Origin of the sequence: Diaphorobacter sp. JS3051 (genome assembly GCF_015832135.1) — a bacterium.
In the GTDB taxonomy this organism is placed as follows: domain Bacteria; phylum Pseudomonadota; class Gammaproteobacteria; order Burkholderiales; family Burkholderiaceae_C; genus Diaphorobacter; species Diaphorobacter nitroreducens.
Genome location: NZ_CP065409.1, coordinates 1 through 21038, shown reverse-complemented (window position 1 = coordinate 21038; position 21038 = coordinate 1). Strand labels below are relative to the sequence as shown.

Annotated in this window: 18 protein-coding genes and 3 pseudogenes; 9 read left to right on the top strand and 12 right to left on the bottom strand. The window is 65.4% G+C overall.

Annotated elements, in window-relative coordinates; all coding sequences use genetic code 11:
* Positions 1 to 132 precede the first annotated feature (132 nt).
* Genes I3K84_RS21780 through I3K84_RS21770 form a run of 3 tightly spaced genes read left to right on the top strand, consistent with a single transcriptional unit; the run spans position 133 to position 1481 of the window.
* Positions 133 to 882, top strand: a complete 750-nt coding sequence (locus I3K84_RS21780; protein ID WP_196996255.1) for a hypothetical protein — start codon at positions 133 to 135, stop codon at positions 880 to 882.
* A gap of 11 nt (positions 883 to 893) precedes the next feature.
* Positions 894 to 1064, top strand: a complete 171-nt coding sequence (locus tag I3K84_RS21775) for a hypothetical protein (RefSeq protein WP_196996254.1) — start codon at positions 894 to 896, stop codon at positions 1062 to 1064.
* A gap of 45 nt (positions 1065 to 1109) precedes the next feature.
* Positions 1110 to 1481, top strand: a complete 372-nt coding sequence (locus I3K84_RS21770; RefSeq protein WP_196996253.1) for an H-NS family nucleoid-associated regulatory protein — start codon at positions 1110 to 1112, stop codon at positions 1479 to 1481.
* Here I3K84_RS21770 and I3K84_RS21765 read toward each other — a convergent pair.
* On the bottom strand, positions 1423 to 1728 hold the full coding sequence (locus I3K84_RS21765; protein ID WP_196996252.1) for a hypothetical protein: 306 nt from the start codon (positions 1726 to 1728) through the stop codon (positions 1423 to 1425). The two genes, I3K84_RS21770 and I3K84_RS21765, sit on opposite strands and share 59 nt — an antisense overlap.
* A 165-nt stretch (positions 1729 to 1893) precedes the next feature.
* Between I3K84_RS21765 and I3K84_RS21760 the strand changes: the two genes are divergently transcribed.
* Positions 1894 to 4596 (top strand): Tn3 family transposase, encoded by a 2703-nt coding sequence (locus tag I3K84_RS21760; RefSeq protein WP_196996221.1) that lies wholly within the window; start codon positions 1894 to 1896, stop codon positions 4594 to 4596.
* A gap of 96 nt (positions 4597 to 4692) precedes the next feature.
* Here I3K84_RS21760 and I3K84_RS21755 read toward each other — a convergent pair whose 3' ends face one another.
* The 4 genes from I3K84_RS21755 to I3K84_RS21740 all read right to left on the bottom strand — a co-directional run bounded on the left by I3K84_RS21755 (position 4693) and on the right by I3K84_RS21740 (position 8856).
* Complete coding sequence (locus I3K84_RS21755; RefSeq protein ID WP_196996251.1) at positions 4693 to 5286, bottom strand: TolC family protein; 594 nt, start codon at positions 5284 to 5286, stop codon at positions 4693 to 4695.
* A 164-nt stretch (positions 5287 to 5450) separates the two neighbouring features.
* On the bottom strand, positions 5451 to 5813 hold the full coding sequence (locus I3K84_RS21750; protein ID WP_011804714.1) for a DUF2946 family protein: 363 nt from the start codon (positions 5811 to 5813) through the stop codon (positions 5451 to 5453).
* Between the two features lie 63 nt (positions 5814 to 5876).
* Positions 5877 to 6587, bottom strand: coding sequence for a transglutaminase family protein (locus tag I3K84_RS21745; protein ID WP_011804715.1), 711 nt, complete (start codon positions 6585 to 6587; stop codon positions 5877 to 5879).
* A 7-nt stretch (positions 6588 to 6594) separates the two neighbouring features.
* Positions 6595 to 8856, bottom strand: a complete 2262-nt coding sequence (locus I3K84_RS21740; protein ID WP_011804716.1) for a cation-translocating P-type ATPase — start codon at positions 8854 to 8856, stop codon at positions 6595 to 6597.
* Positions 8857 to 8933: 77 nt separating this feature from the next.
* Between I3K84_RS21740 and cadR the strand changes: the two genes are divergently transcribed.
* Entirely contained in the window at positions 8934 to 9374 is a 441-nt protein-coding gene (gene cadR, locus I3K84_RS21735; RefSeq protein WP_011804717.1) for a Cd(II)/Pb(II)-responsive transcriptional regulator, read from the top strand.
* 298 nt (positions 9375 to 9672) lie between these two features.
* Complete coding sequence (locus I3K84_RS21730) at positions 9673 to 11370, top strand: site-specific integrase (protein ID WP_196995177.1); 1698 nt, start codon at positions 9673 to 9675, stop codon at positions 11368 to 11370.
* A 785-nt stretch (positions 11371 to 12155) separates the two neighbouring features.
* Here I3K84_RS21730 and I3K84_RS21725 read toward each other — a convergent pair.
* A pseudogene (locus tag I3K84_RS21725) lies at positions 12156 to 12785 on the bottom strand (IS1595 family transposase); the annotation flags it as partial.
* A 45-nt stretch (positions 12786 to 12830) separates the two neighbouring features.
* On the opposite strand from I3K84_RS21725, the gene I3K84_RS21720 reads away from it, so the two are divergent.
* The 3 genes from I3K84_RS21720 to I3K84_RS21710 all read left to right on the top strand — a co-directional run bounded on the left by I3K84_RS21720 (position 12831) and on the right by I3K84_RS21710 (position 14873).
* A complete protein-coding gene (locus I3K84_RS21720; RefSeq protein ID WP_196996250.1) occupies positions 12831 to 13271 on the top strand; it encodes a LexA family transcriptional regulator in 441 nt (146 codons plus the stop codon).
* A 6-nt stretch (positions 13272 to 13277) separates the two neighbouring features.
* Positions 13278 to 14576, top strand: a complete 1299-nt coding sequence (locus I3K84_RS21715) for a Y-family DNA polymerase (protein ID WP_196996249.1) — start codon at positions 13278 to 13280, stop codon at positions 14574 to 14576.
* A 120-nt stretch (positions 14577 to 14696) separates the two neighbouring features.
* Positions 14697 to 14873 (top strand): hypothetical protein, encoded by a 177-nt coding sequence (locus I3K84_RS21710; protein ID WP_196996248.1) that lies wholly within the window; start codon positions 14697 to 14699, stop codon positions 14871 to 14873.
* Positions 14874 to 14989: 116 nt separating this feature from the next.
* Here the strand turns inward: I3K84_RS21710 and I3K84_RS22615 are convergent.
* The 6 genes and pseudogenes from I3K84_RS22615 to I3K84_RS21680 form a co-directional block, all read right to left on the bottom strand.
* A pseudogene (locus I3K84_RS22615) lies at positions 14990 to 15193 on the bottom strand (Tn3 family transposase); the annotation flags it as partial.
* 130 nt (positions 15194 to 15323) lie between these two features.
* Positions 15324 to 15851: a hypothetical protein gene (locus tag I3K84_RS21700; protein WP_196994973.1), complete on the bottom strand. Its 528-nt coding sequence runs from the start codon at positions 15849 to 15851 to the stop codon at positions 15324 to 15326.
* A complete protein-coding gene (locus I3K84_RS21695; RefSeq protein ID WP_196994974.1) occupies positions 15848 to 17413 on the bottom strand; it encodes an IS66 family transposase in 1566 nt (521 codons plus the stop codon). Before I3K84_RS21695 ends, I3K84_RS21700 begins: the two co-directional genes overlap by 4 nt.
* A gap of 80 nt (positions 17414 to 17493) precedes the next feature.
* Positions 17494 to 17841: an IS66 family insertion sequence element accessory protein TnpB gene (gene tnpB / locus I3K84_RS21690; protein WP_196994975.1), complete on the bottom strand. Its 348-nt coding sequence runs from the start codon at positions 17839 to 17841 to the stop codon at positions 17494 to 17496.
* Positions 17838 to 18236: a hypothetical protein gene (locus I3K84_RS21685; protein WP_196994976.1), complete on the bottom strand. Its 399-nt coding sequence runs from the start codon at positions 18234 to 18236 to the stop codon at positions 17838 to 17840. The genes tnpB and I3K84_RS21685 overlap by 4 nt, the downstream gene beginning before the upstream one ends.
* 81 nt (positions 18237 to 18317) lie before the next feature.
* A pseudogene (locus I3K84_RS21680) lies at positions 18318 to 21038 on the bottom strand (Tn3-like element IS1071 family transposase); the annotation flags it as partial.

Below are 21038 nucleotides of genomic sequence, written 5' to 3'. Positions count from 1 at the left end.
TTTGGGGAGGAGGGAGGGAGGAGAAGGAGCGCCGGATCGCATGATTCCCACGCGGCGGCCTGAAATAGGCGTTTATGTATCGTTTAACAAAACATATAATCAACCTATGTTTTGTTAAACATGAGGTTTGCCGTGAAAGCGCTTTTCCTTGTCGCCGCCGCGGGCTGGCTCGCCGCGTGTACCTCGCCCGGCCCGGCGCTGGAGGCCGCCCGCCCGGCCGTTCGTCATCAGTACGTCATCGACGCGCAGCCCAACATCGCGCTGCACCGCGCCTACAACGACGACGGGCACACCTACCTCGAATTCCTCGATGCCAGGCGCATGAATCCGGTGGTCACCACCGTCGATGGCACGGCCCTGCCCTACGCCTGGACCGACCGGCTGCTGGTCTTGGAAGGGGTCTACGACAACCTCACCGTGACGACGCCGCACGGCGTGGCGCACGTTTACGCCAGGATGCCGGCGCCGCCGGCGCGCGTGGCCGCGCCGGTGCCGGCGCGTGCGCTGGAGTATGGCGCGCCGGTGCCTGCGGTGCACCCGCCGGCGCCCGACAACTACGGCTACGCGGCCGAGTTGCCGGCCCGGGGCGACGCGACGGCGCCCGATCGCATCAGCGTGGTCCTCAACGGCAGTTTCTCGGAGTCGCTGGGCGAAGGCCGGGCCAGCCAGCTGGTGGCCGCCTCGCGCGAGGCCAGCCGCGTCACCATCGGCGCAGCCGTGGCCCGGGGCGGCCGCCTGGTCGAGGCCCGGGCCTACTCGCGCATCGCCGAGGCGCGCCAGTTCCTGATCGACAACGGCGTGCCGGCCGAGCGGATTCGCACCACCCGGGCGGTGGTCGGCGGCGCCCGCGACAGCCAGGTCGATTTCGTGATCGCGTACTGAGGGCGGACGGCATGATCGGCGCGAGAAAAGTCGTCCGCCGGGCGTTCGGGCTGATGGTGCCGCGCACGTCGCTGAAGATGCGGCGCAACGAGGTGTACCGCTGGACGAACCGGCTGGTCTGGCTGGCCATTGTGCTGCTGGGCCTGGCGGCGGTCCTGTTCGGCACGCCGGGCAGAAGCTGAGGCGCTGGCGCTGCCGCCGGGGCGGCTGTCGCTAGACTCTCGGCCATGACTGCTGACCAATGGGCCGGGCTTTCCCTGGCAGAGCTTCTTGTGGCACGCGAGGCGCTGGACGCGAAGATCCAGGCCATGCGCTCCGAGGCGCGCGACGCCGCCATCGCGCAGATCCGCGAACTGATGGCCACCTACGGCCTGAGCCAAGCGGACGTGATGCTCGGAGCCGCTGCGGCGGCACGCAGCCGGAAGATTGAGCCCAGGAAGAAGGCGACGGCCAGGTACTACGACCCAAACAGCGGCAAGACATGGACCGGGCGCGGCAAGGCGCCGCGCTGGATCGCCGGCCAGGACTACACGAACTTCCTCATCCCGGCCGAGGGGATCTTGCGGAAGATGGCCCAGCAGGCGCCGGCGGGCGCTTGAGCGCATCCTTGTAGCGGCGAAAGAGCGCCGCGCACTCGTCGTTCAACGCCGGGGACAGCCGGATCTCGTCTCCCCGGCCGCCGCCGGCGCGGGCTTCATCGGCGAACTGGCGAAGGTCGGCGCTGGTCTGCGACTGGCCGAAGCGGTCCAGCTGCCACTTGCGCACATGCTCGCGGCCGGGCCGGATCGAGCCCAGCACCGACAGGGTGATGCCCTGCTTGAGGTACTGGCGCCAGGACTTAACCACGCCGCCGAGCCGGGCGAATTGGGGTCTCCTCGTTTTCAGTGCAATAAGTGACGGTACGCAAAGCTAGCACTGGCGCGGGGGTGGTCTGGGTAGACCGTTGATTTCATTGACTTTCCTGTTCGCTTTGTAAACGGGTATGGTGGCCTCCCACTTTTGAGGTTCACGATGCAGGGTTGGCACACAACGTTTTTGGGGATGCGTGGGCTCCCCCGCGATATCAGCGACTTCGAGATGAAGGCATTTTTCACCTTCGATGGTGCCGAGCGCGACGCAATCAATGCACGCCGAGGTGATTCCCACAAGCTTGGTCTGGCGCTCCATATTGGTTTCCTGCGCATGAGTGGGCGTTTGCTCGGTGCCTTTCGGGTAATTCCAGTACTCGTGCGGGCGCGTCAATGGCTGTACAAGAACAAGCTGGTGATCGTGCACGAGCGGGCAATTCGGACACTGATTGCGGCGGCACTTGCCCAGCTTGAAGTTGAAACAGGCACCGCCATCGCCGCCAGCGTTGATCCAGCAACACTTGATCGCTGGCGAGCCTCAGTTTCAGAGCTGCGCCCAGATGGACAAACCCAGCAGAGTTGGCTATGGGCTGCACCGGCGAAACACTCAACCCGCCAAATCAGCGAGGTACTGGAGCGCATCGACCTGCTTTACACGCTGGACGTTCATAAGCACCTGGCAGACATCCCCGATCTCATCTTGCGCCGCTACGCGCGCCGACTTGTCTCCAGGCCGCCCTCAGCCGGAGCCAAGATCAAAGAGCCAGCGCGCACCGTGGAGGTCGCATGCTTTCTTCGGTATTGCCTGTTCACCACCACAGACCAGTTGATCCTTATGGTGCAGCGCCGGATCGCCGATCTGTGGCGTCAGGCTGCCGCCGATGTCCCCGCTACCGTCAATTGGGCCGCAATGTACAAAACGCTGCTCGGCGAACTTGTTGCCTTGAGCGCGCAAGGTGCGGTGCCAGATGCTGAGTTGCGTGCCCGTCTTGAAGCCTTGATCACCGAAACCCAGAAACGCAAACCACCGAGCAGGGCCTCCCTGGTCCGCGAGGGATTGATTGATGGAATTCGCCCCGTGCGGTCGTTGCTCGTCGCCATTGCAAAGCTGCCCTGGCAGGCCACCGGCGAGCATCCTGCCATCGAGTACCTTGCCAAGCTGCAAGCTTTATATCTCAAAGGATCCAGAAAGCTGCCAGTTGAAGTGGTGGCACCAAGTCTGGGAATGATCTGGCAGGTTTCGATCTCCAGCCCAGACCGGGAACGGGCGTTTCAGGCGTTGGAGGTGGCCACCCTGTTTGCCCTGCGCCGCGCGGTGCGCAATGGCTCGGTCTGGATTGAGCACAGCCTGAGCTTTCGGGGTCGTGCGCGCTTGTTCTTCACGGACGAGCGTTGGCAGGCAGAGTCCAAGAAACACTATGCCCGTCTATCGTTACCCAGCAAGGCTGCCACTTTCTTGAAGCCTTTGCTGGCCAGAGTAACTGCCGGTGTCGATGCGGTGGCCGCTGCAGCCCGCAGTGGCGTACTGCGCGTGGATGATGAACTCCATTTGTCGCCATTGCCCGCAGAGGACGAAGACCCAGAAGTGACCAAGCTGCGCGCGGCTTTGGATCACCGCATCGGTGAGGTTCAATTGCCGGAAGTGATTCTGGCCGTTGACGCCCAGGTGCGCTTTAGCTGGATCATGCTCGGACGTGAGCCGCGCTCTACCGACGAGCTGCTGATGGTCTATGCCGGCATCATGGCCCACGGCACCAGTCTGACTGCGGTCGAATGCGCGCGCATGATTCCGCAATTGTCTGCCACCAGCATTCGCCAGGCCATGCGCTGGGCGCGGGACGAACGGCGTCTGAGCCAGGCCTGCCAGGCTGTGCTGGAATTCATGCAGCGACACCCGATTGCCGCCACCTGGGGGCGGTCCGATTTGGCATCTTCTGACATGATGAGCATGGAGACCACCAAACGGGTGTGGCAAGCCCGGCTTGATCCTCGGCGCAACACACCTTCCATTGGAATCTACTCCCATGTAAAAGACCGGTGGGGCATCTTCCATGCGCAGCCCTTTGTGCTCAATGAGCGCCAGGCGGGCGTGGCCATTGAAGGTGTCATCCGCCAAGAAAAGCTGGAGACCAGCCAGCTTGCTGTGGATACCCATGGCTACACCGACTTTGCCATGTCACATGCCCGTTTGCTTGGTTTTGATCTTTGCCCGCGGTTGAAGGAACTCAAACAGCGCCACCTCTTTGTGCCACGCGGCACCAAAGTGCCCGCAGAAATCGCTGCGGTGTGCGAAGCCAATGTCGACGTCGCTTTGATCGAAAAGCATTGGGATAGTCTGGTGCACCTGGCAGCCTCGGTCATGAGCGGACATGCCAGTGCGGTGGCAGCTCTTGCGCGGTTCGGTTCTGCCGCCCAGGGCGATCCAATCTATGAGGCTGGCGTGCAATTGGGGCGGTTGCTGCGTACGGCGTTTTTGGCTGACTACTTTGTCAAGGACGCTTTCAGGAACGAGTTGCGCCGGGTGCTCAATCGGGGCGAGGCTGTTAACGCCCTCAAGCGCGCCATTTATACCGGCCGGATCAGCCCGGCGCAGGCCAAACGTGTCGATGAAATGCAGGCTGTGGCCGATGCGTTGAGCCTGATGGCCAACATCGTGATGGCGTGGAATACCTCACAGATGCAGGCGGTCCTGGATCGCTGGTCGAACCGCCGCCAGGTCATTCCACCGGAACTGATCGGGAAGATTGCGCCCACCAGGCTGGAGAGCATCAACTTGCGGGGTGTGTTTCGCTTCCCGGTTGACCGCTATGCTGACCAAATCCTGCCTTCGCGGCCAAATGCATCGATAACTGGCACCAATGGATGAAACCGACCACGGTTTGACGCCACGAATCGCAGATTTGAAAGTGAACAGGAAAGTCAATGAAATCAACGATCTACCAACACCACCTCCGCGCCAGTGCTAGCTTTTCGTACCGTCACTTATTGCACTGAAAACGAGGAGACCCCGTTGAACGTTGTCGAGCTGGCCGCGTGCGGCATCGAGCTCCACACGGGCCCGCTGCCACGCCCACCACGCTTCGCGCACAGCGGCAGCCACGCGCAGCTGTGCCGCCGTGGTACGGCTCTCGATGGCACGGCCCTCGGCGTCGGCCAGGGCCTGGCTGCGGCCACGTTCGCCCGGCAGCCACAATGGGATGGCCACGCCGACCTCGACCTCACGGGTGCCGAGGTTTCGGTTCAGGCGGTCCGTCTTGGTGGACAGCTCCATCGCCACTGGCTCGGGCGTCCATGCTTGGGCCGCGTCCCGCTGCGCGCGTGCCGCGTCGCGCCGCGCTGCCAGCGCTTGCGCTTCGGGCTGCCGCGCCCAGGCGGTTTCGAAGGCTGCTCGCAGCGTGGGCGGGGTCGGCTCGCTGGGTGCAGCAGGGGTCTGCGCACGCGCTTCGATCGCGACGCCCATCAGCGCTGCGGTGAGTGCCGTACTGGCTACGGTCGCCAGGGTGGCGCGGGCGGCGTGATGCCAGCGCCCGGCCGGCATGATTCTTCTTCGGTGCATCCGATGCTCCAGTGTTGAAAACAACCCACAGGAGATCGGCGAGAGTCGACGCTGAGGAACTCAGGGTCGGATCGGGCCTCGAGCGGCGCCGCTGACCCATGTGTCGGGCGGCGCGCACGCAGGCGCGAACGGGCTTCAGAAGGAGAAGGAACCCGCCTCGCCGATCAGGCGAGGGGCAGCCACTGAGGGCGTTCGGGCGGGCTTTGCGCGAGGGTTCGCACGGTGCCTTCGACAGGCGTTACCGGGTGGGAGGCCAGAGTCAGCGGCGAAATGTCGCCCATGGGCGCGGGCATGCTGGCGCAGGTGCCGTGGCAATGGCCGCAGTCGAAATCGAACCCAGCCGGCGCGCTCTGATCTGCCGGCGCGCTGCCCTGGTCGGCCGTGGCCTCATCCGTGTGCTGGTGCTCGTGATGGCCCAGGTGCTGAACATGCTGGCCGGTTTCGTGCCCGCAATACGCCGCCACTGCCGCCCAGCTGAACTGGAGCGGCAGCAGGGCGAGCATGAGGATCGCGAGCCAACGGCGCATGAAAAGAGTCTAGCAGCTACAGAGTTTGAGACGGGTTCGCCGGGCTGATCGCCGTGACCGGCATCACCACTTTTCGGCGCGGATGCGTCGGACCTGGGCGTTCATGCGGTGCCGGATGACCTGCGTGAAGAGCCAACGCTTGAGGCCGGAGAGGTTCGAGCCGTGGCGCGCATAGAACTCGTCCGGGCTGTCGAACACGCCGAAGTCGTCAGCGATCCCGTCCTTCTGGATGTACGTGTCCTGGCCGCGCCATTCAACGCCAGGCGCCGACAGGTCGGGCGTGGCCGCGCCGTAGCCGCAGAACCGCTGTCGGACCGGGAAGCGCCGCTGCAGGCTGGTCAGGTAGGGTGCATCGAGGATGAAGCCTTCCAGGTTCACCCACCGTCCCTCGAAGGCCACTTCGACCCAACTGTGGATGATGCGTCGCGGTGCCAGCACATAGGCGAGCCCCGTGATCGCACCCTTCTGCAGCGGCTTGTCGATGGTGAAACCGTGGAAGCGGCAGGCAATGCCCACGGCGCGCAGCAAGGCCATCAGCAGCGTGCCCTTGGTGTTGCACTGGCCGATGCCATCGGCCAGCACCGCCGATGCCGGCAACTCGTCGCCAGCGTTGTAGCCGAAGGCGATCTCGTTGCGCACGAAGTCGTAGACGGCGCCGATACGGTCATACATCGGCAACGGCCGCCACCCCCGCTTCTCGACCAGCGCTTCGATGGCGGGGTGCGTGAAATCGAGCAGCCGCGTGGGCTGTAGCAGTTGGGCTTTGGCCTCCATGGTCGCCTCAGCTTCGTTCGGGGTTTCGCAACAGGCGCAGGCCGTTGAAGACCACCAACAGGCTGGCCCCCATGTCGGCGAACACGGCCATCCACATGCTGGCGTTGTCGAACAGCGCGAGCACCAGGAAGACGGCCTTGATGCCGAGAGCCAGCGCGATGTTTTGCCACAGCACGGCGTGCGTGCGTTGCGACAGGCGCACCGTCTCGGCAATGCGCCGCAGATCGTCGTTCATCACCACCACGTCGGCCGCTTCCATCGCGATGTCGGTGCCGGCAGCGCCCATCGCCACGCCGATGTCGGCCTGCGCCAGCGCGGGTGCGTCGTTGATGCCGTCGCCGGTCATCGCCGTCGCCCCATACTGCTTCTGCATGGCCTGGATCGCGGCGAGCTTGTCCTCGGGCAGCAGGTTGCCGCGGATGTCCGTCATACCGGCCTCGCGGCCGATGGCCTCGGCGGTGGCCTGGTTGTCACCGGTCAGCATCACCGGCGTGATGCCCATCGCCTTCAGCTCGCCGATGGCGGCGGCCGACGAGGGCTTGATCGTGTCGGCCACCGCGAAGAGCGCCAGCACCCCGGACGCGGTGGCCAGCAGGCTGACCGTGCGGCCCGCTTCCTCGTGACGGTGGAGCACGGCCTCGATCTCGGCGGAGCACTGGCCGCGCTCCTCGATCAGGCGGTGGTTGCCCAGCACGTAGCGCTGGCCGCCGATGTCGGCTTCGATGCCGCGCCCGGACAGCGCGGCAAAGTTGCGGGCCTCGACGCTGTTCGGCGTCAGCCCCGCGGCGATGGCGCGCGACACCGGGTGGTCCGAGTGCGCCGCCAGCGCGGCTGCGATGTGTTCGGCCTGCGGCTTGGGCAGGCTGGTGGACAGCATCTCCCACTCGACGAGGCGCGGCCTGCCTTCGGTGATGGTGCCGGTCTTGTCGAGCGCGACCGCCTTGAGCAGGCGCGCCTGTTCGAGGTGGACGCCGCCCTTGATCAGAATGCCCCGCCTGGCCGCCGACGCCAGCCCGCTGACGACGGTGACGGGCGTCGAGATCACGAGGGCGCACGGGCAGGCGATGACCAGCAGCACCAGCGCCTTGTAGACCGCGGCCAGCACCGTCCAGCCGAAGAGCCACGGGCCGGCGATGGCAACGGCCAGTGCCAGCACGAACACCGCCGGTGTGTACACGGCCGCGAACCGGTCGACGAAGCGCTGCGTGGGCGCACGGCTGCCCTGGGCCTGTTCGACCGCGTGGATGATGCGGGCCAGCGTCGATTGCGACGCCGCGGCGGTGACACGGCACTCGATGGTGCCGGTCTGGTTGATGGTGCCGGCGAAGACCGCATCGCCCGGCCCCTTGTCGACCGGCAGGCTCTCGCCGGTGACGGGCGCCTGGTCCACGGCGGTGCTGCCGTCGGTGACGATGGCATCCATGGCCACGCGTTCGCCCGGCTTGACCCGGACCGTGGCGCCGATAGGTACGCTGCCGACGGGCGCGGATCTCCAGGTGCCGTCGGGCTGCCGCAGGTCGGCGGTGTCGGGCGACAGCGCCAGCAGGCCGCTGATTGCATTGCGCGCGCGGTCGACGGCCCGCGCCTCGATCAGTTCGGCGATCGCGTACAGCGCCATGACCATGGCCGCCTCAGGCCACTGGCCGATCACGAAGGCTCCCGCGACCGCCACTGACATCAGTGCATTGATGTTCAGGCGGCCGTGCCGCAGGGCGGACAGGCCCTTGCGGAACGTGCCGAAGCCGGCCAGCCCGATGGCCGCGGCTGCAACGGCCAGGCCAGCCCACTTGGACCAGGGCGCGTCCGGTGCCAGGAAGGACAGGGCCTCGGCAGCCGTCGCAAGAGCGAGGGCAGCCAGCAGGCGGGGCAGGCCGGACCCGGTTGCTGCGTCGTGGCCGTGATCCGATCCATCACCGGCGTTGGACGACTCCGTCGCGTCGGGCCAGGCGTGAACCTCGAATCCGGAGTTCCGGATGGCTTCCACTGCCGCCAGCGCTGCCTGCGGCTCGCCGGCTATGCGCAGGCTGCGCTCGCCCAGCTGGAAGCGTAGCCCCAGGACGCCGGGGATGCCCTCGACAGCGCGACGGATCTCGGACTCCTCGCTGGCGCAGTCCATCGCCGGAATGCGGAAGCGCTGGCCACCACCCAGGGGGACCGAGGCAGAGGCAGCAGGTGCGTGGTCGGAAGCGCCGCAGCAGGCGCCGCAGCCAGCCGGTTGCAGTGCGCCGGCCGGATCCGGCTTGATGTCGTGGGGGTGATCGTGGGCCATGCCGACATTGAAAACCCTGAAGTGGGTATAGAGTCAAGGTGCGTCGCGAACTGTCACCGGCACAAGGGGAACCGCACATGCGCATCGGCGAACTGGCCCAGGCCAGCGGAACGCCCATCGAGACGATCCGCTTCTATGAACGAGAGGGGCTGCTGCCGGCCGCCGCGCGCACGGAGGGCAACTACTGCATCTACACCCCGCAGCATGCGGATCGGCTGGGGTTCATCCGCCAGTGCCGCAGCCTGGACATGACGCTTGACGAGGTGCGGGTGCTGCTGCGTTTCAAGGACCAACCCTTGGCCGATTGCGGCGAGGTGAACAGCCTGCTGGACGAGCACATCGGCCATGTGGCCGAGCGGATCAAGGCCCTGCGCGCCCTTGAGAAGGAGCTGAGGGCGCTGCGGGCGGCCTGCCCCGTGCCTCATGCCTCTGCCGACTGCGGCATCCTCCAGGGCATCGATCACGCAGGTGCGAAACCTGCGGCGGCTTCCAAGCGCCATGTGCGCGGCGCTCACTGAGCATTGCCTGGGGTCGGTGAGCGACGGGTTTCTGGTGCTGGCGGGGCCGACCGCTTGTGGCCGATGGCTGGTCTCCGCGAGCGGCAGCTTCCTGGAGCCTCAGTTGGGGCTGCACCCACCTCCCGGGCATCGAACTTGGGGTCTATCGTGATCACCTCGGCGTGCAACGGCACCCCGTGCTGAGTCTGCCAAGACTCTCACCGCGGTGAGAGTTCGCTGGCGAGCATATTCATCAGCAGTGATGCCAAGATAAACAACATTAGCGTGGCATGCATGCCGCGGGTCTAAACTGGCGCGGATGGAAAACGCGCTGTCAGCGCCGCCCAGCATGCTCACAGCCCCGACCTGGCCGGACGAGGCTTCGTTGGCCGCATTCCGCGCCTGGCTTCAAGGGGTGCCGACCCGCGCCGCGGTGGATCGCTATTTGCCTGATCGCCGGACTGCCGGCGCATCGGCGCGCTCCGTGATCGGGCGGGTGAAGCGCCAGCTCGTGGCCTTCGCGACGAGCCGTGCGCAGGCGGAACTGGCTTCCACACTCGCGGCGGCCAGTCCATCGGATCGGAAACTCGCCAGGGCAGCGACAGCCGCCATCGAGACGCTGCGAGGGATGCCGCGGCCGCAGCCCCTCATCGGCGACGCCGTCGAGCGCTGGCTACCCGTGCGGCTCGTGGACGTACTGCACGCGGCGGGCATTCGCACGCTGGCCGACCTGACCCTGCGCGTGCCCAGGCGCCGGCGCTGGTGGGCCGGCATCGCGGGGCTCGGGCCGGCCGGCGCCCGCCACATCGAGGCATTCTTTGCCCAACATCCTGCGCTCACCGAACGCGCTCGCGCGCTGATCACAGTGAACCAGGCGCAGGAACTGATCCCCTGGGAGCGACTGGTCGTCCCCGACGACGTCGATGGCTCACGGGGTACCTTCCGAGCGCCGCAAGCCAGCTGTGCGCTCGACGCCAGCAACGATTACCAGGCCGTGAACGCCTGGCTGTCGCTGCACGAGTCGGCGGCGACCCAGCGGGCCTACCGCAAGGAAGCCGAACGGCTGATCCTGTGGGCGATCGTCGAGCGAGGGCGGGCCCTTTCATCGCTGACCACCGAGGACGCCATTGCCTACCGCGCCTTCCTGCGTCACCCGGGCCCTCGCGCGCGCTGGGTCGGCGCACCACAGCCGCGGTTGTCGCCCGCGTGGCGCCCCTTCGCGGGAGAGCTCTCGGCGCGCTCCGCGGCTTACGCGCTGTCGGTACTCAACGCCCTGTACCGCTGGCTCATCGAGCAGCGCTACGTGCTGGCCAACCCTTTCGCCGGCGTCAAGGTGCGAGGGAGCCGGCCGGCGCAGCTCGACACGTCACACGCGTTCACCGAGCACGAGTGGAAGCTCCTCCGGGTCGTCGCCGACGGCCTGGAATGGTCCTACGGCTGGAGCGAGCCGGCAGCGCAGCGGCTGCGTTTCATGCTGGACTTCGCATACGCCACGGGCCTGCGAATCAGCGAATTCGTGGGCGCACGACTCGGCGCGGTCGACTCGGACGCACACGGCGACACGTGGATCGGGGTCGTCGGCAAGGGACACAAGGCCGGCAAGGTCGTGCTCCCGCCGCTGGCCCGGGCCGCCCTTGATCGCTACCTCGTTCAACGGGGGCTGCCCGTGACGCCTTCGAAGTGGCGTCCATCGACCCCGCTGATTGGCAGCCTTGGAGAGGATGGAAGTGGGATCTCCTCGTGGCGGCTATGGCGAGTGATGAAGCGGTTCTTCGCCACGGCGGCCGAAGTCGTGGAGGAAGCCACCCCGGCCCTTGCCGAGAAGTTGCGCCTGGCCACGCCGCACTGGACGAGGCACACGCATGCCACCCACCTGCTCGAAGGCGGCGCCGAGCTGACCACGGTGCGCGACAACCTGCGGCACGCCTCGCTCGCCACGACCTCGATGTACCTGCACACCGACGATGCCCGACGGGCCAAGCAGGTGGCTGATCGGTTCGCGGTGCCGCGTTCGTAGCCTAAAGTTGTCTCGCCTACACGCACACCGCATCACCCATGCAGCCAATCACCTGCGACGCCTGCCGTCAGCCCGCGCTCAGCCACGATGTCGTGAACTACGGGTCGACGGAGGGCGGCTACCGGCAGCTTTGCGGCCGATGCTTCAACGAGGCCGCCGCCAGCCGCCTCGGTCTGCATGGGTTTGAGCACGTGGTCTTCGAGCCCGTGCGCATGATCGACGGGCGTGGCGTCGAGCACGAGTTCCGGTTTCGCACCCGACTGTTCGGGCCCGGTATGGCGATCGACGCGTTCGAGCTGCGCGATGGCTGCCCGGCCGGGTATCGGTTTCAGGTGATCGGCGAGCCTGACGACGACCCTCTGGAGTTGCTGGGCAAGCTCATTGGCAAGATGCGCCGGGCCCTGGCTCTCACGCATCTTGAGGACACCGACCACGGGCCGCAGGTGAACGATCGCCTGATCCTGCGCGGCACCGTCGACAGCGATCCCGACGAGGACCACCGAGTGCCGATGGTCGTCATCGATGGTCGCGAGATCTCCTGGGACGAACTCGGCCGCATGGTGGCGGCCTTCGAGGGCTGGCAGTTCAAGCTGGAGTTTCGCGACCGAAGCGACGAGGTCTGACCCGGCAGATCGCGGGAAACCGCAGGGTGCGGCCTCATAGGGTGCCTGGGACGAAGCGCACCAATCTGCACGAAAAATGCGAAGCGCCCGAAAGTGCGGGAAACGTAAGTGCTTGTCGTGCAACGGGTTTTCGGAGCAAAGCGCACCAATCTGCACGAAAAGTACGACTACCCCAACAAAGGGAACGACGTAGGAGGCGGAGTCTCGGGCTATGCGACGCAGCCGGATGCGTCCAAACCCCTTGGGCTCCACGACCTCCACTGCCATGGCCACCAACACTTTGGTGGTGCTGCTCTTGCGCCCTACAGGGGTGATGGGTTTTTTGCGGTCCGTGATGGACAGGTAGGTTTCATCCACCTCGACAAGCCCCTTGAGCTTGTCCCTGCCTGGTCGAACCATGGCGCGTCGAAACCGGTGCAGCATGGTCCAGGCTGTCTGGTAACTGCCCAAGCCCAGAACGCGCTGCAGCCCCAAAGCGCTCACGCCTTGCTTCTGATTGGTCAGATACCAGGCAGCTGCCAACCACACCCGCAGTGGCGTTCGGGTCTTGTCAAAGATGGTCCCGGAGGTCACTGTTCCCTGGTACTGGCAAGCCCGACACATCAAGCGGGTGCGGCTGGCTCGGTACACATCCCCCACATTGCCACAGCGCGGACAGATGAAGCCATGGGGCCAGCGCAGCTTCTCCAGGAAGGTCAGGCAGGCTTCTTCGGTGGCAAACCAGTCAAGAAATTCGTTCCAGGTGCGGGGGTAGTCCTGGCCGGGAGTGGGCGCTATTATCTGGGTTTCCATCCAGTTATTCTGACATTGCTGGAGCTAAATGGATACCCCTTATGGATGCACAGTATAGACCAATGTTCTAACGCGCCGGTCCCGCTGGCCAGCAGCGGCCTGGTGCTGCCGCTGGCCAACGCCAGCGTGCACGCCGGCTTTCCATCGCCGGCGGACGACTACTTGGTCAAGCGCATCGACCTCAACGAAATCCTCGTTACCCATCCCCAGGCCACCTTTCTGTTCCGCGTCGCCGGGGACTCCATGCAGGATCTGGGCATCTTCGACAACGACTTGTTGTTGGTGAACCGCGCCCTCAAGCCCTGCCACGGCAACATCGTGTTGGCCGTGGTGGACGGTGAATACGCGGTCAAGCAACTCTACCTGCGCGCCGGCCGGCTCAAGCTCAAGGCGGGCAACCCGACCTACCCGGAGATCGTGCCCACGGAAGGGCAGACGATCGAAGTATGGGGCGTGGCCACCAGCTGCATCAAGCGGTTCCAGTGATGCACCATGCTGGCACTCCTCGATGGCAACAACTTCTACGTCAGCTGTGAGCGCGTGTTCCGCCCGAGCCTGCAGGGCCGGCCGGTGGTCGTGCTCAGCAACAATGATGGCTGCGCGATCAGTCGCAGCAACGAAGCCAAGGCGCTGGGCATCAGGATGGCCCAGCCGCACCATGAATTCCGCCATCTCGAAGACCGCGTCGGCCTGGTCAGCCTGAGCGCGAACTTCACCCTGTACGGCGATATGTCCGACAGGATGATGAGCCTAGCCGCCGGCCTCGGGCCCGGGCAGGAGATCTACAGCATCGACGAGTGTTTCGTGGACCTGCAGGGCGTGCGCGGCGACCTGGCCGAGCGCGCCCATGCCATCCGCGCGCGTATCCACCGCTGGATCGGCATACCGACGTGCATCGGCATCGCGCCCACGAAAACCCTGGCCAAGCTGGCCAACCACATCGCCAAGAACGCCGAACGCAAGCCCGGCAGCTACCCCGCGCAGCACGCGCAGGTCTGCCACCTGGGCGCGCTGCCGCCCGCCGAGGTCCAGCAGCTGCTCGGGGCCACGGACGTGGGCGACGTGTGGGGCGTGGGGCCGCGCATCGGCGCGCAGCTGCGCGAGGCCGGCGTGGCCACCGCGCAGGATCTGGCGCGGCTCGATCCGGCCTCGGTGCGCCGCCGCTGGTCGGTGGTGCTCGAACGCACCGTGCGCGAGCTGCAGGGCATGCCCTGCATCGATCTGGAAGAAGCGCCGGCGCCCAAGCGCGAGATTGCAGTGACGCGCTCCTTCGGCCGGCCGGTGCGCGATCTGCCGCAGCTGCGGCAGGCGGTGAGCGACTTCGCCGCGCGCGCGGCCGAGAAACTGCGGCGCCAGGAAAGCCTGGCCGGGCGCGTGCTGGTCTTCGCGCACACCTCGCCGTTCCGGCCCGGCCCGCGCTGGGCCAAGTCGCTCGTGGTGCCGCTGCGCCGGCCCACGGCCGACACCGCGAAGATCATCGAAGCGGCCACGATGGGCCTGGAGCTGATCTACGAGCCCGGCTACAACCTGGCCAAGGCCGGCGTGATGCTGCTGGAGCTGTGCGACCGCAGCATCCTGCAGGGCGAGCTCGACCTTGAGGACGAGTCCGGGCGCGACCGCGGGCAGCTGATGAGCGTGGTGGACAAGCTCAATGCGCGCTGGGGAAAGTCCACCGTGAGGCAGGGCAGCGTCGGCACCGCGGCCGCGCGGCGCGATTGGGCGATGCGGCAGGACCGGCGCACGCCGCAGTACACCACCGACTGGCGGCAGGTTCCCGTCGCGCGCGCCTGACGCCGGCGGGCGACATTTCTCCCCGAAACCGCAGCGCCTGGCCAGTCGAACGGCCTGAAGCCGGTTCTCCTGCCTTCAAAATAGTTTGCGTACCTGTACGATTACTGAATAAAGTGCGGGGTGTCCACGCCGCCCCTTCGTGCCCTGGAACGCGAATTCCGCCGCCAGCTGCTCCCCGGCGTCGGCGGCCTGGCCACCTACGCCGATCGGTACGACGCCCAGCTGCAGCGCCTGCGGGAAGCCACGCCCGTGCAGGCCAAGGCGGAATTCGGGGTCTCCTCGTTTTCAGTGCAATAAGTGACGGTACGAAAAGCTAGCACTGGCGCGGAGGTGGTGTTGGTAGATCGTTGATTTCATTGACTTTCCTGTTCACTTTCAAATCTGCGATTCGTGGCGTCAAACCGTGGTCGGTTTCATCCATTGGTGCCAGTTATCGATGCATTTGGCCGCGAAGGCAGGATTTGGTCAGCATAGCGGTCAACCGGGAAGCGAAACACACCCCGCAAGTTGATGCTCTCCAGCCTGGTGGGCGCAATCTTCCCGATCAGTTCCGGTGGAATGACCTGGCGGCGGTTCGACCAGCGATCCAGGACCGCCTGCATCTGTGAGGTATTCCAGTAAGTGTCCGCCCAACCCCGTACTTGCTGACCGGCTCGCGGCCAGGCATCGTCACCTCCTGAATGGACAGGGGGTTTTTCGATGCAGACAGGGCTACCTTGGCACCGGCCGCCGCTCCGGCGCCCGTGGTCACACGTCCACGACGTGACGCAGCAGCGCGAAGGAAACTTTCCACAGCCCACCGTCGCCCGTGTCGATGCTGGCGGTGCGCTGGTTGATCCGGGTGATGACCCCGACTTGAGCGCGCAGGTGCTTATCTTCAAAGGACACCTTCTGCCCGCGCTGGAAGTCGTCGCGACTTGGCTTGGGCGCGGCCGGCGGCGGCATGGTCGCCGTGGCGCCTTGCGTGATGTCGGTCTCTGCGCAGGCGGGCGGTTCCACCGCCGCATAGGCCAGTCGCCAATGCCGCAGCGTGGCCTGGTCTTGCACCAGGATCTCCTTGTCCTTCATCTCGACCACCCGCGCCGGCCGCATCTGCCCGCTCTCCAGCTCGAAGTAGCGCACCGTCTGCCCCAGGTGAAGTTGTCGGCGGATCTCGATCACCCGTTTCGGATCGGTGATCATCCGCTGCAGGATGGCCTGCAGGCGGTACAGCTGCAGGCTGCTGGCCTGCCCGAGAGCATCGAGCAGCCGACGCTCCTGGTCCTCGATCATCATGCCGGCTTCCAGTGCATCGGCAGCAGTTGTTCCAGCTGGCTGAGGCGGCAGTCGTTGATGCGGCTGAACACGTCCTTCAGGTACGCGTACGGCTCCACGCCATTGAGTTTGGCCGTCTCGATCAGGCTGAGGGCCACCGCCGCGGCGTGGCCGCCGCGTTCGCTGCCCGCGAAGAGCCAGTTCTTTCGCGACAGGGCGATCGGCCGCATCGCCCGCTCGCTGGCATTGTTGTCCACCGCCAGCATCCCCTCATCGAGGAACGCCGTCAGCGCGGGCCAGTTGCTCAGGGTGTAGGCCACCGCCTTGCCAAGCGCCGATTGCGGCAGCAATGCTGCGACGTGCCCCAGCAGCCACTGGTGGAAGTCGGCCAGCAGCGGGCGACTGCGACGCTGACGCTGCAACCGCTTCTGATCAGGGTCGGATTCGGCGATCTCCCGCTCGATGTGATACATCTCCCCGATGAAGCGCAGGGCCTCATGGGCCACGCCAGGCGGCGCGCCGGGCGGTGCGGTCTTGACCACCTCCATGTACCGTCTGCGGGCATGGGCCCAGCATGCCGAGTGGATGACGTCGCCACCTTTGAAGAGGCTGTGATACCCGGCGTAGTCGTCGGCCTGCAGCCACCCCTTCCAGCCGGCGAGCATGCGCCGAGGGTGCGCGCCGGAGCGGTCGGTGGTGAAGTCGTACAGCGCCGCTGGCGCCACCGGCTGCCACTGGCCTGCTGCATCGCGTTTGTGCCCGCCGGCCAGGTAGCACCACAGCCGCGCCGTGATGGTCTTGCCGGCGCCGCTGCCGCGTGCGGCCTGCATCGCCAGGGTGGTGTCGTCCGTGAGGATCACCGGGCTGGCCAGCACGTGTGCCTTTAGCGGCGGCATCAGGCGGGCCAGCAATTCGCAGCCGTCCAGCGTCCAGTCGCACAGCGTCTGCCGCGGGGCGGCAAAGCCCAGGCGCGCAAAGCCACGCTCCTGGCGCGCCAGCGGGTTGTGATCGAGGTACTTGGCCACCAGCACGTGTGCCAGCAGGCCCGGCCCGGCATTGCTGCGGGGCAGCGGCGAGGTGATGGCGCTGGCGGTGCGCACGGTGCTGCTGCCCTGGTCGTCCTCGCAGCGGTACTTCAGCCGCGCGTGCTGCAGCACCAGCAGCTTGGCTGGCGTGTATTCGATCGTCTCGCTGACCTCCTCGCCGATGCGCTGGACCCGGGTGAACTGGGCCTTCTCCTGCTCGCTCAGATCGTGCTCGACGCGCACCCGCGGCAGGCTCGGATCGATCGCGGGGCGTCCACGGCGGCGGCGATGGTGCTCGCCCACGCGCTCGCGCGTCTCGGGCGGCACGGGCAGTTCGACCGTGTCGACCCACAGTTCGGTCTGGCCCACATGCAGCACCTCGCTGCTGCGGCCGAACATCCGGTGGCGCAAGGCAGCGAGCTGCTGGGCGAGATTGGCCATCTGGGCATCGGCCTGCTCGCGCACCGCCTGCAGCTGCTGCGCGAGCTGCACCACCAGGTCCTTCAAAGGCTCCACCGCGTCGGGCAACTGGGCGCGATCGAGGTAGGCGGTGGACATGGGCAATGATCTTCCCATGCACTTCGCGGCATGGCCATTCGGAGAATCGAGAATTGCTAGACACCATCGCGCTCGATCTACTATGCAACCATCGATGCTGTGACCGCCGGCAGGCGCTTCACGCGACTGAGGTCGATGCCGTCGAGCCAGGCCACCAGCTCGCTCATGGCGATGCCGTTGCCCGCCAAGCGCGCCGGATCGGCGAAGCGGCCGCGCTCCAGGCGCTTGTACAGAACCCAGAATCCGTGACGGTCCCACACCAGCAGCTTGGCCTTGTCGCGCCGGCGCGCGATGAACACGAACACGTGTCCCGACAACGGGTTCAAGCCCATGCTCATCGCGACGATCTGGCCGAGCGCATCGATCGACTTGCGCATGTCCACGGCTTCGGCGTAGACGTAGGCGCGGATCGCCGAGGACAGGATCACGCCAGTCGCTCCAGCACCCGGGCAAGCACACGCTCGGCGCTCGCACCCGCCAGACGCAGCGTGATGCCCCCGCACAGAGCGATCTCCACGTCGCTTGCAATCGACGGCACGCTTTGCGAGCCGATCGCGATGAAGGAGGCGGAGCCCTTCGCGGCCTCGGCCGCGGCCGGCATGGTGCCGATGGAGCGGCGATGCTTGGCCAGGCGATAGCGGTAGGTGGACAGAGCCAGGGCGTTGTCGTGGCAATACTGCCGCACGCTCATGCCTTGACTGAGACGGCGATCCTCGTGTGCGAGCCAGAAGGCGTCGTCGCGCTCGGCGCCGTCGCGAACCTGGCCGGATTCGACAGCGTCGCCGCGGGGCGAGTCACCAGCTGCCGGAAGATCTTGCTGCATCGTCGTTCTCCTGTTGGATGGAAGGCTCGACGATGCCTGGTGGCTACGAGTTCAGCAAGAACGGGGAAGAGCGGACAGATACGTATTCCACGCCATCACGATGTTGGCCATCAGGCTCAACGCATCGGCCACAGCCTGCATTTCATCGACACGTTTGGCCTGCGCCGGGCTGATCCGGCCGGTATAAATGGCGCGCTTGAGGGCGTTAACAGCCTCGCCCCGATTGAGCACCCGGCGCAACTCGTTCCTGAAAGCGTCCTTGACAAAGTAGTCAGCCAAAAACGCCGTACGCAGCAACCGCCCCAATTGCACGCCAGCCTCATAGATTGGATCGCCCTGGGCGGCAGAACCGAACCGCGCAAGAGCTGCCACCGCACTGGCATGTCCGCTCATGACCGAGGCTGCCAGGTGCACCAGACTATCCCAATGCTTTTCGATCAAAGCGACGTCGACATTGGCTTCGCACACCGCAGCGATTTCTGCGGGCACTTTGGTGCCGCGTGGCACAAAGAGGTGGCGCTGTTTGAGTTCCTTCAACCGCGGGCAAAGATCAAAACCAAGCAAACGGGCATGTGACATGGCAAAGTCGGTGTAGCCATGGGTATCCACAGCAAGCTGGCTGGTCTCCAGCTTTTCTTGGCGGATGACACCTTCAATGGCCACGCCCGCCTGGCGCTCATTGAGCACAAAGGGCTGCGCATGGAAGATGCCCCACCGGTCTTTTACATGGGAGTAGATTCCAATGGAAGGTGTGTTGCGCCGAGGATCAAGCCGGGCTTGCCACACCCGTTTGGTGGTCTCCATGCTCATCATGTCAGAAGATGCCAAATCGGACCGCCCCCAGGTGGCGGCAATCGGGTGTCGCTGCATGAATTCCAGCACAGCCTGGCAGGCCTGGCTCAGACGCCGTTCGTCCCGCGCCCAGCGCATGGCCTGGCGAATGCTGGTGGCAGACAATTGCGGAATCATGCGCGCGCATTCGACCGCAGTCAGACTGGTGCCGTGGGCCATGATGCCGGCATAGACCATCAGCAGCTCGTCGGTAGAGCGCGGCTCACGTCCGAGCATGATCCAGCTAAAGCGCACCTGGGCGTCAACGGCCAGAATCACTTCCGGCAATTGAACCTCACCGATGCGGTGATCCAAAGCCGCGCGCAGCTTGGTCACTTCTGGGTCTTCGTCCTCTGCGGGCAATGGCGACAAATGGAGTTCATCATCCACGCGCAGTACGCCACTGCGGGCTGCAGCGGCCACCGCATCGACACCGGCAGTTACTCTGGCCAGCAAAGGCTTCAAGAAAGTGGCAGCCTTGCTGGGTAACGATAGACGGGCATAGTGTTTCTTGGACTCTGCCTGCCAACGCTCGTCCGTGAAGAACAAGCGCGCACGACCCCGAAAGCTCAGGCTGTGCTCAATCCAGACCGAGCCATTGCGCACCGCGCGGCGCAGGGCAAACAGGGTGGCCACCTCCAACGCCTGAAACGCCCGTTCCCGGTCTGGGCTGGAGATCGAAACCTGCCAGATCATTCCCAGACTTGGTGCCACCACTTCAACTGGCAGCTTTCTGGATCCTTTGAGATATAAAGCTTGCAGCTTGGCAAGGTACTCGATGGCAGGATGCTCGCCGGTGGCCTGCCAGGGCAGCTTTGCAATGGCGACGAGCAACGACCGCACGGGGCGAATTCCATCAATCAATCCCTCGCGGACCAGGGAGGCCCTGCTCGGTGGTTTGCGTTTCTGGGTTTCGGTGATCAAGGCTTCAAGACGGGCACGCAACTCAGCATCTGGCACCGCACCTTGCGCGCTCAAGGCAACAAGTTCGCCGAGCAGCGTTTTGTACATTGCGGCCCAATTGACGGTAGCGGGGACATCGGCGGCAGCCTGACGCCACAGATCGGCGATCCGGCGCTGCACCATAAGGATCAACTGGTCTGTGGTGGTGAACAGGCAATACCGAAGAAAGCATGCGACCTCCACGGTGCGCGCTGGCTCTTTGATCTTGGCTCCGGCTGAGGGCGGCCTGGAGACAAGTCGGCGCGCGTAGCGGCGCAAGATGAGATCGGGGATGTCTGCCAGGTGCTTATGAACGTCCAGCGTGTAAAGCAGGTCGATGCGCTCCAGTACCTCGCTGATTTGGCGGGTTGAGTGTTTCGCCGGTGCAGCCCATAGCCAACTCTGCTGGGTTTGTCCATCTGGGCGCAGCTCTGAAACTGAGGCTCGCCAGCGATCAAGTGTTGCTGGATCAACGCTGGCGGCGATGGCGGTGCCTGTTTCAACTTCAAGCTGGGCAAGTGCCGCCGCAATCAGTGTCCGAATTGCCCGCTCGTGCACGATCACCAGCTTGTTCTTGTACAGCCATTGACGCGCCCGCACGAGTAGCTGATCGCGGTCGGCGCAGCGCGCCACTTCGTCGCGCAGTTCACGTACCAGTGAGCGGCGCTGGTGCTCGCTCATCCACTGGAATCCAAGGACCGTGCAGGCTACTTGTTGGTGATCGAATAGCGTGCGCCCGCGTTCATACATGGCTCTCAGCGAGGCGACTTCTGGTGCTGCAATGCCAAGCTCGTTGCCAAGGTGGCGCCACAAGGCTACTGGAATTACCCGAAAGGCACCGAGCAAACGCCCACTCATGCGCAGGAAACCAATATGGAGCGCCAGACCAAGCTTGTGGGAATCACCTCGGCGTGCATTGATTGCGTCGCGCTCGGCACCATCGAAGGTGAAAAATGCCTTCATCTCGAAGTCGCTGATATCGCGGGGGAGCCCACGCATCCCCAAAAACGTTGTGTGCCAACCCTGCAT

Excerpts from the sequence above, each read along its gene's own strand:
- I3K84_RS21695 (WP_196994974.1), bottom strand. The coding sequence starts at position 17,413 with ATGTCCACCGCCTACCTCGATCGCGCCCAGTTGCCCGACGCGGTGGAG.
- I3K84_RS21715 (WP_196996249.1), top strand. The coding sequence starts at position 13,278 with ATGCTGGCACTCCTCGATGGCAACAACTTCTACGTCAGCTGTGAGCGC.
- I3K84_RS21775 (WP_196996254.1), top strand. The coding sequence starts at position 894 with ATGATCGGCGCGAGAAAAGTCGTCCGCCGGGCGTTCGGGCTGATGGTG.
- I3K84_RS21740 (WP_011804716.1), bottom strand. The coding sequence starts at position 8,856 with ATGGCCCACGATCACCCCCACGACATCAAGCCGGATCCGGCCGGCGCA.
- I3K84_RS21685 (WP_196994976.1), bottom strand. The coding sequence starts at position 18,236 with ATGCAGCAAGATCTTCCGGCAGCTGGTGACTCGCCCCGCGGCGACGCT.
- I3K84_RS21760 (WP_196996221.1), top strand. The coding sequence starts at position 1,894 with ATGCAGGGTTGGCACACAACGTTTTTGGGGATGCGTGGGCTCCCCCGC.
- I3K84_RS21745 (WP_011804715.1), bottom strand. The coding sequence starts at position 6,587 with ATGGAGGCCAAAGCCCAACTGCTACAGCCCACGCGGCTGCTCGATTTC.
- cadR (WP_011804717.1), top strand. The coding sequence starts at position 8,934 with ATGCGCATCGGCGAACTGGCCCAGGCCAGCGGAACGCCCATCGAGACG.
- I3K84_RS21730 (WP_196995177.1), top strand. The coding sequence starts at position 9,673 with ATGGAAAACGCGCTGTCAGCGCCGCCCAGCATGCTCACAGCCCCGACC.
- I3K84_RS21700 (WP_196994973.1), bottom strand. The coding sequence starts at position 15,851 with ATGATGATCGAGGACCAGGAGCGTCGGCTGCTCGATGCTCTCGGGCAG.
- I3K84_RS21720 (WP_196996250.1), top strand. The coding sequence starts at position 12,831 with ATGCACAGTATAGACCAATGTTCTAACGCGCCGGTCCCGCTGGCCAGC.
- I3K84_RS21750 (WP_011804714.1), bottom strand. The coding sequence starts at position 5,813 with ATGCGCCGTTGGCTCGCGATCCTCATGCTCGCCCTGCTGCCGCTCCAG.
- I3K84_RS21770 (WP_196996253.1), top strand. The coding sequence starts at position 1,110 with ATGACTGCTGACCAATGGGCCGGGCTTTCCCTGGCAGAGCTTCTTGTG.
- I3K84_RS21755 (WP_196996251.1), bottom strand. The coding sequence starts at position 5,286 with ATGCACCGAAGAAGAATCATGCCGGCCGGGCGCTGGCATCACGCCGCC.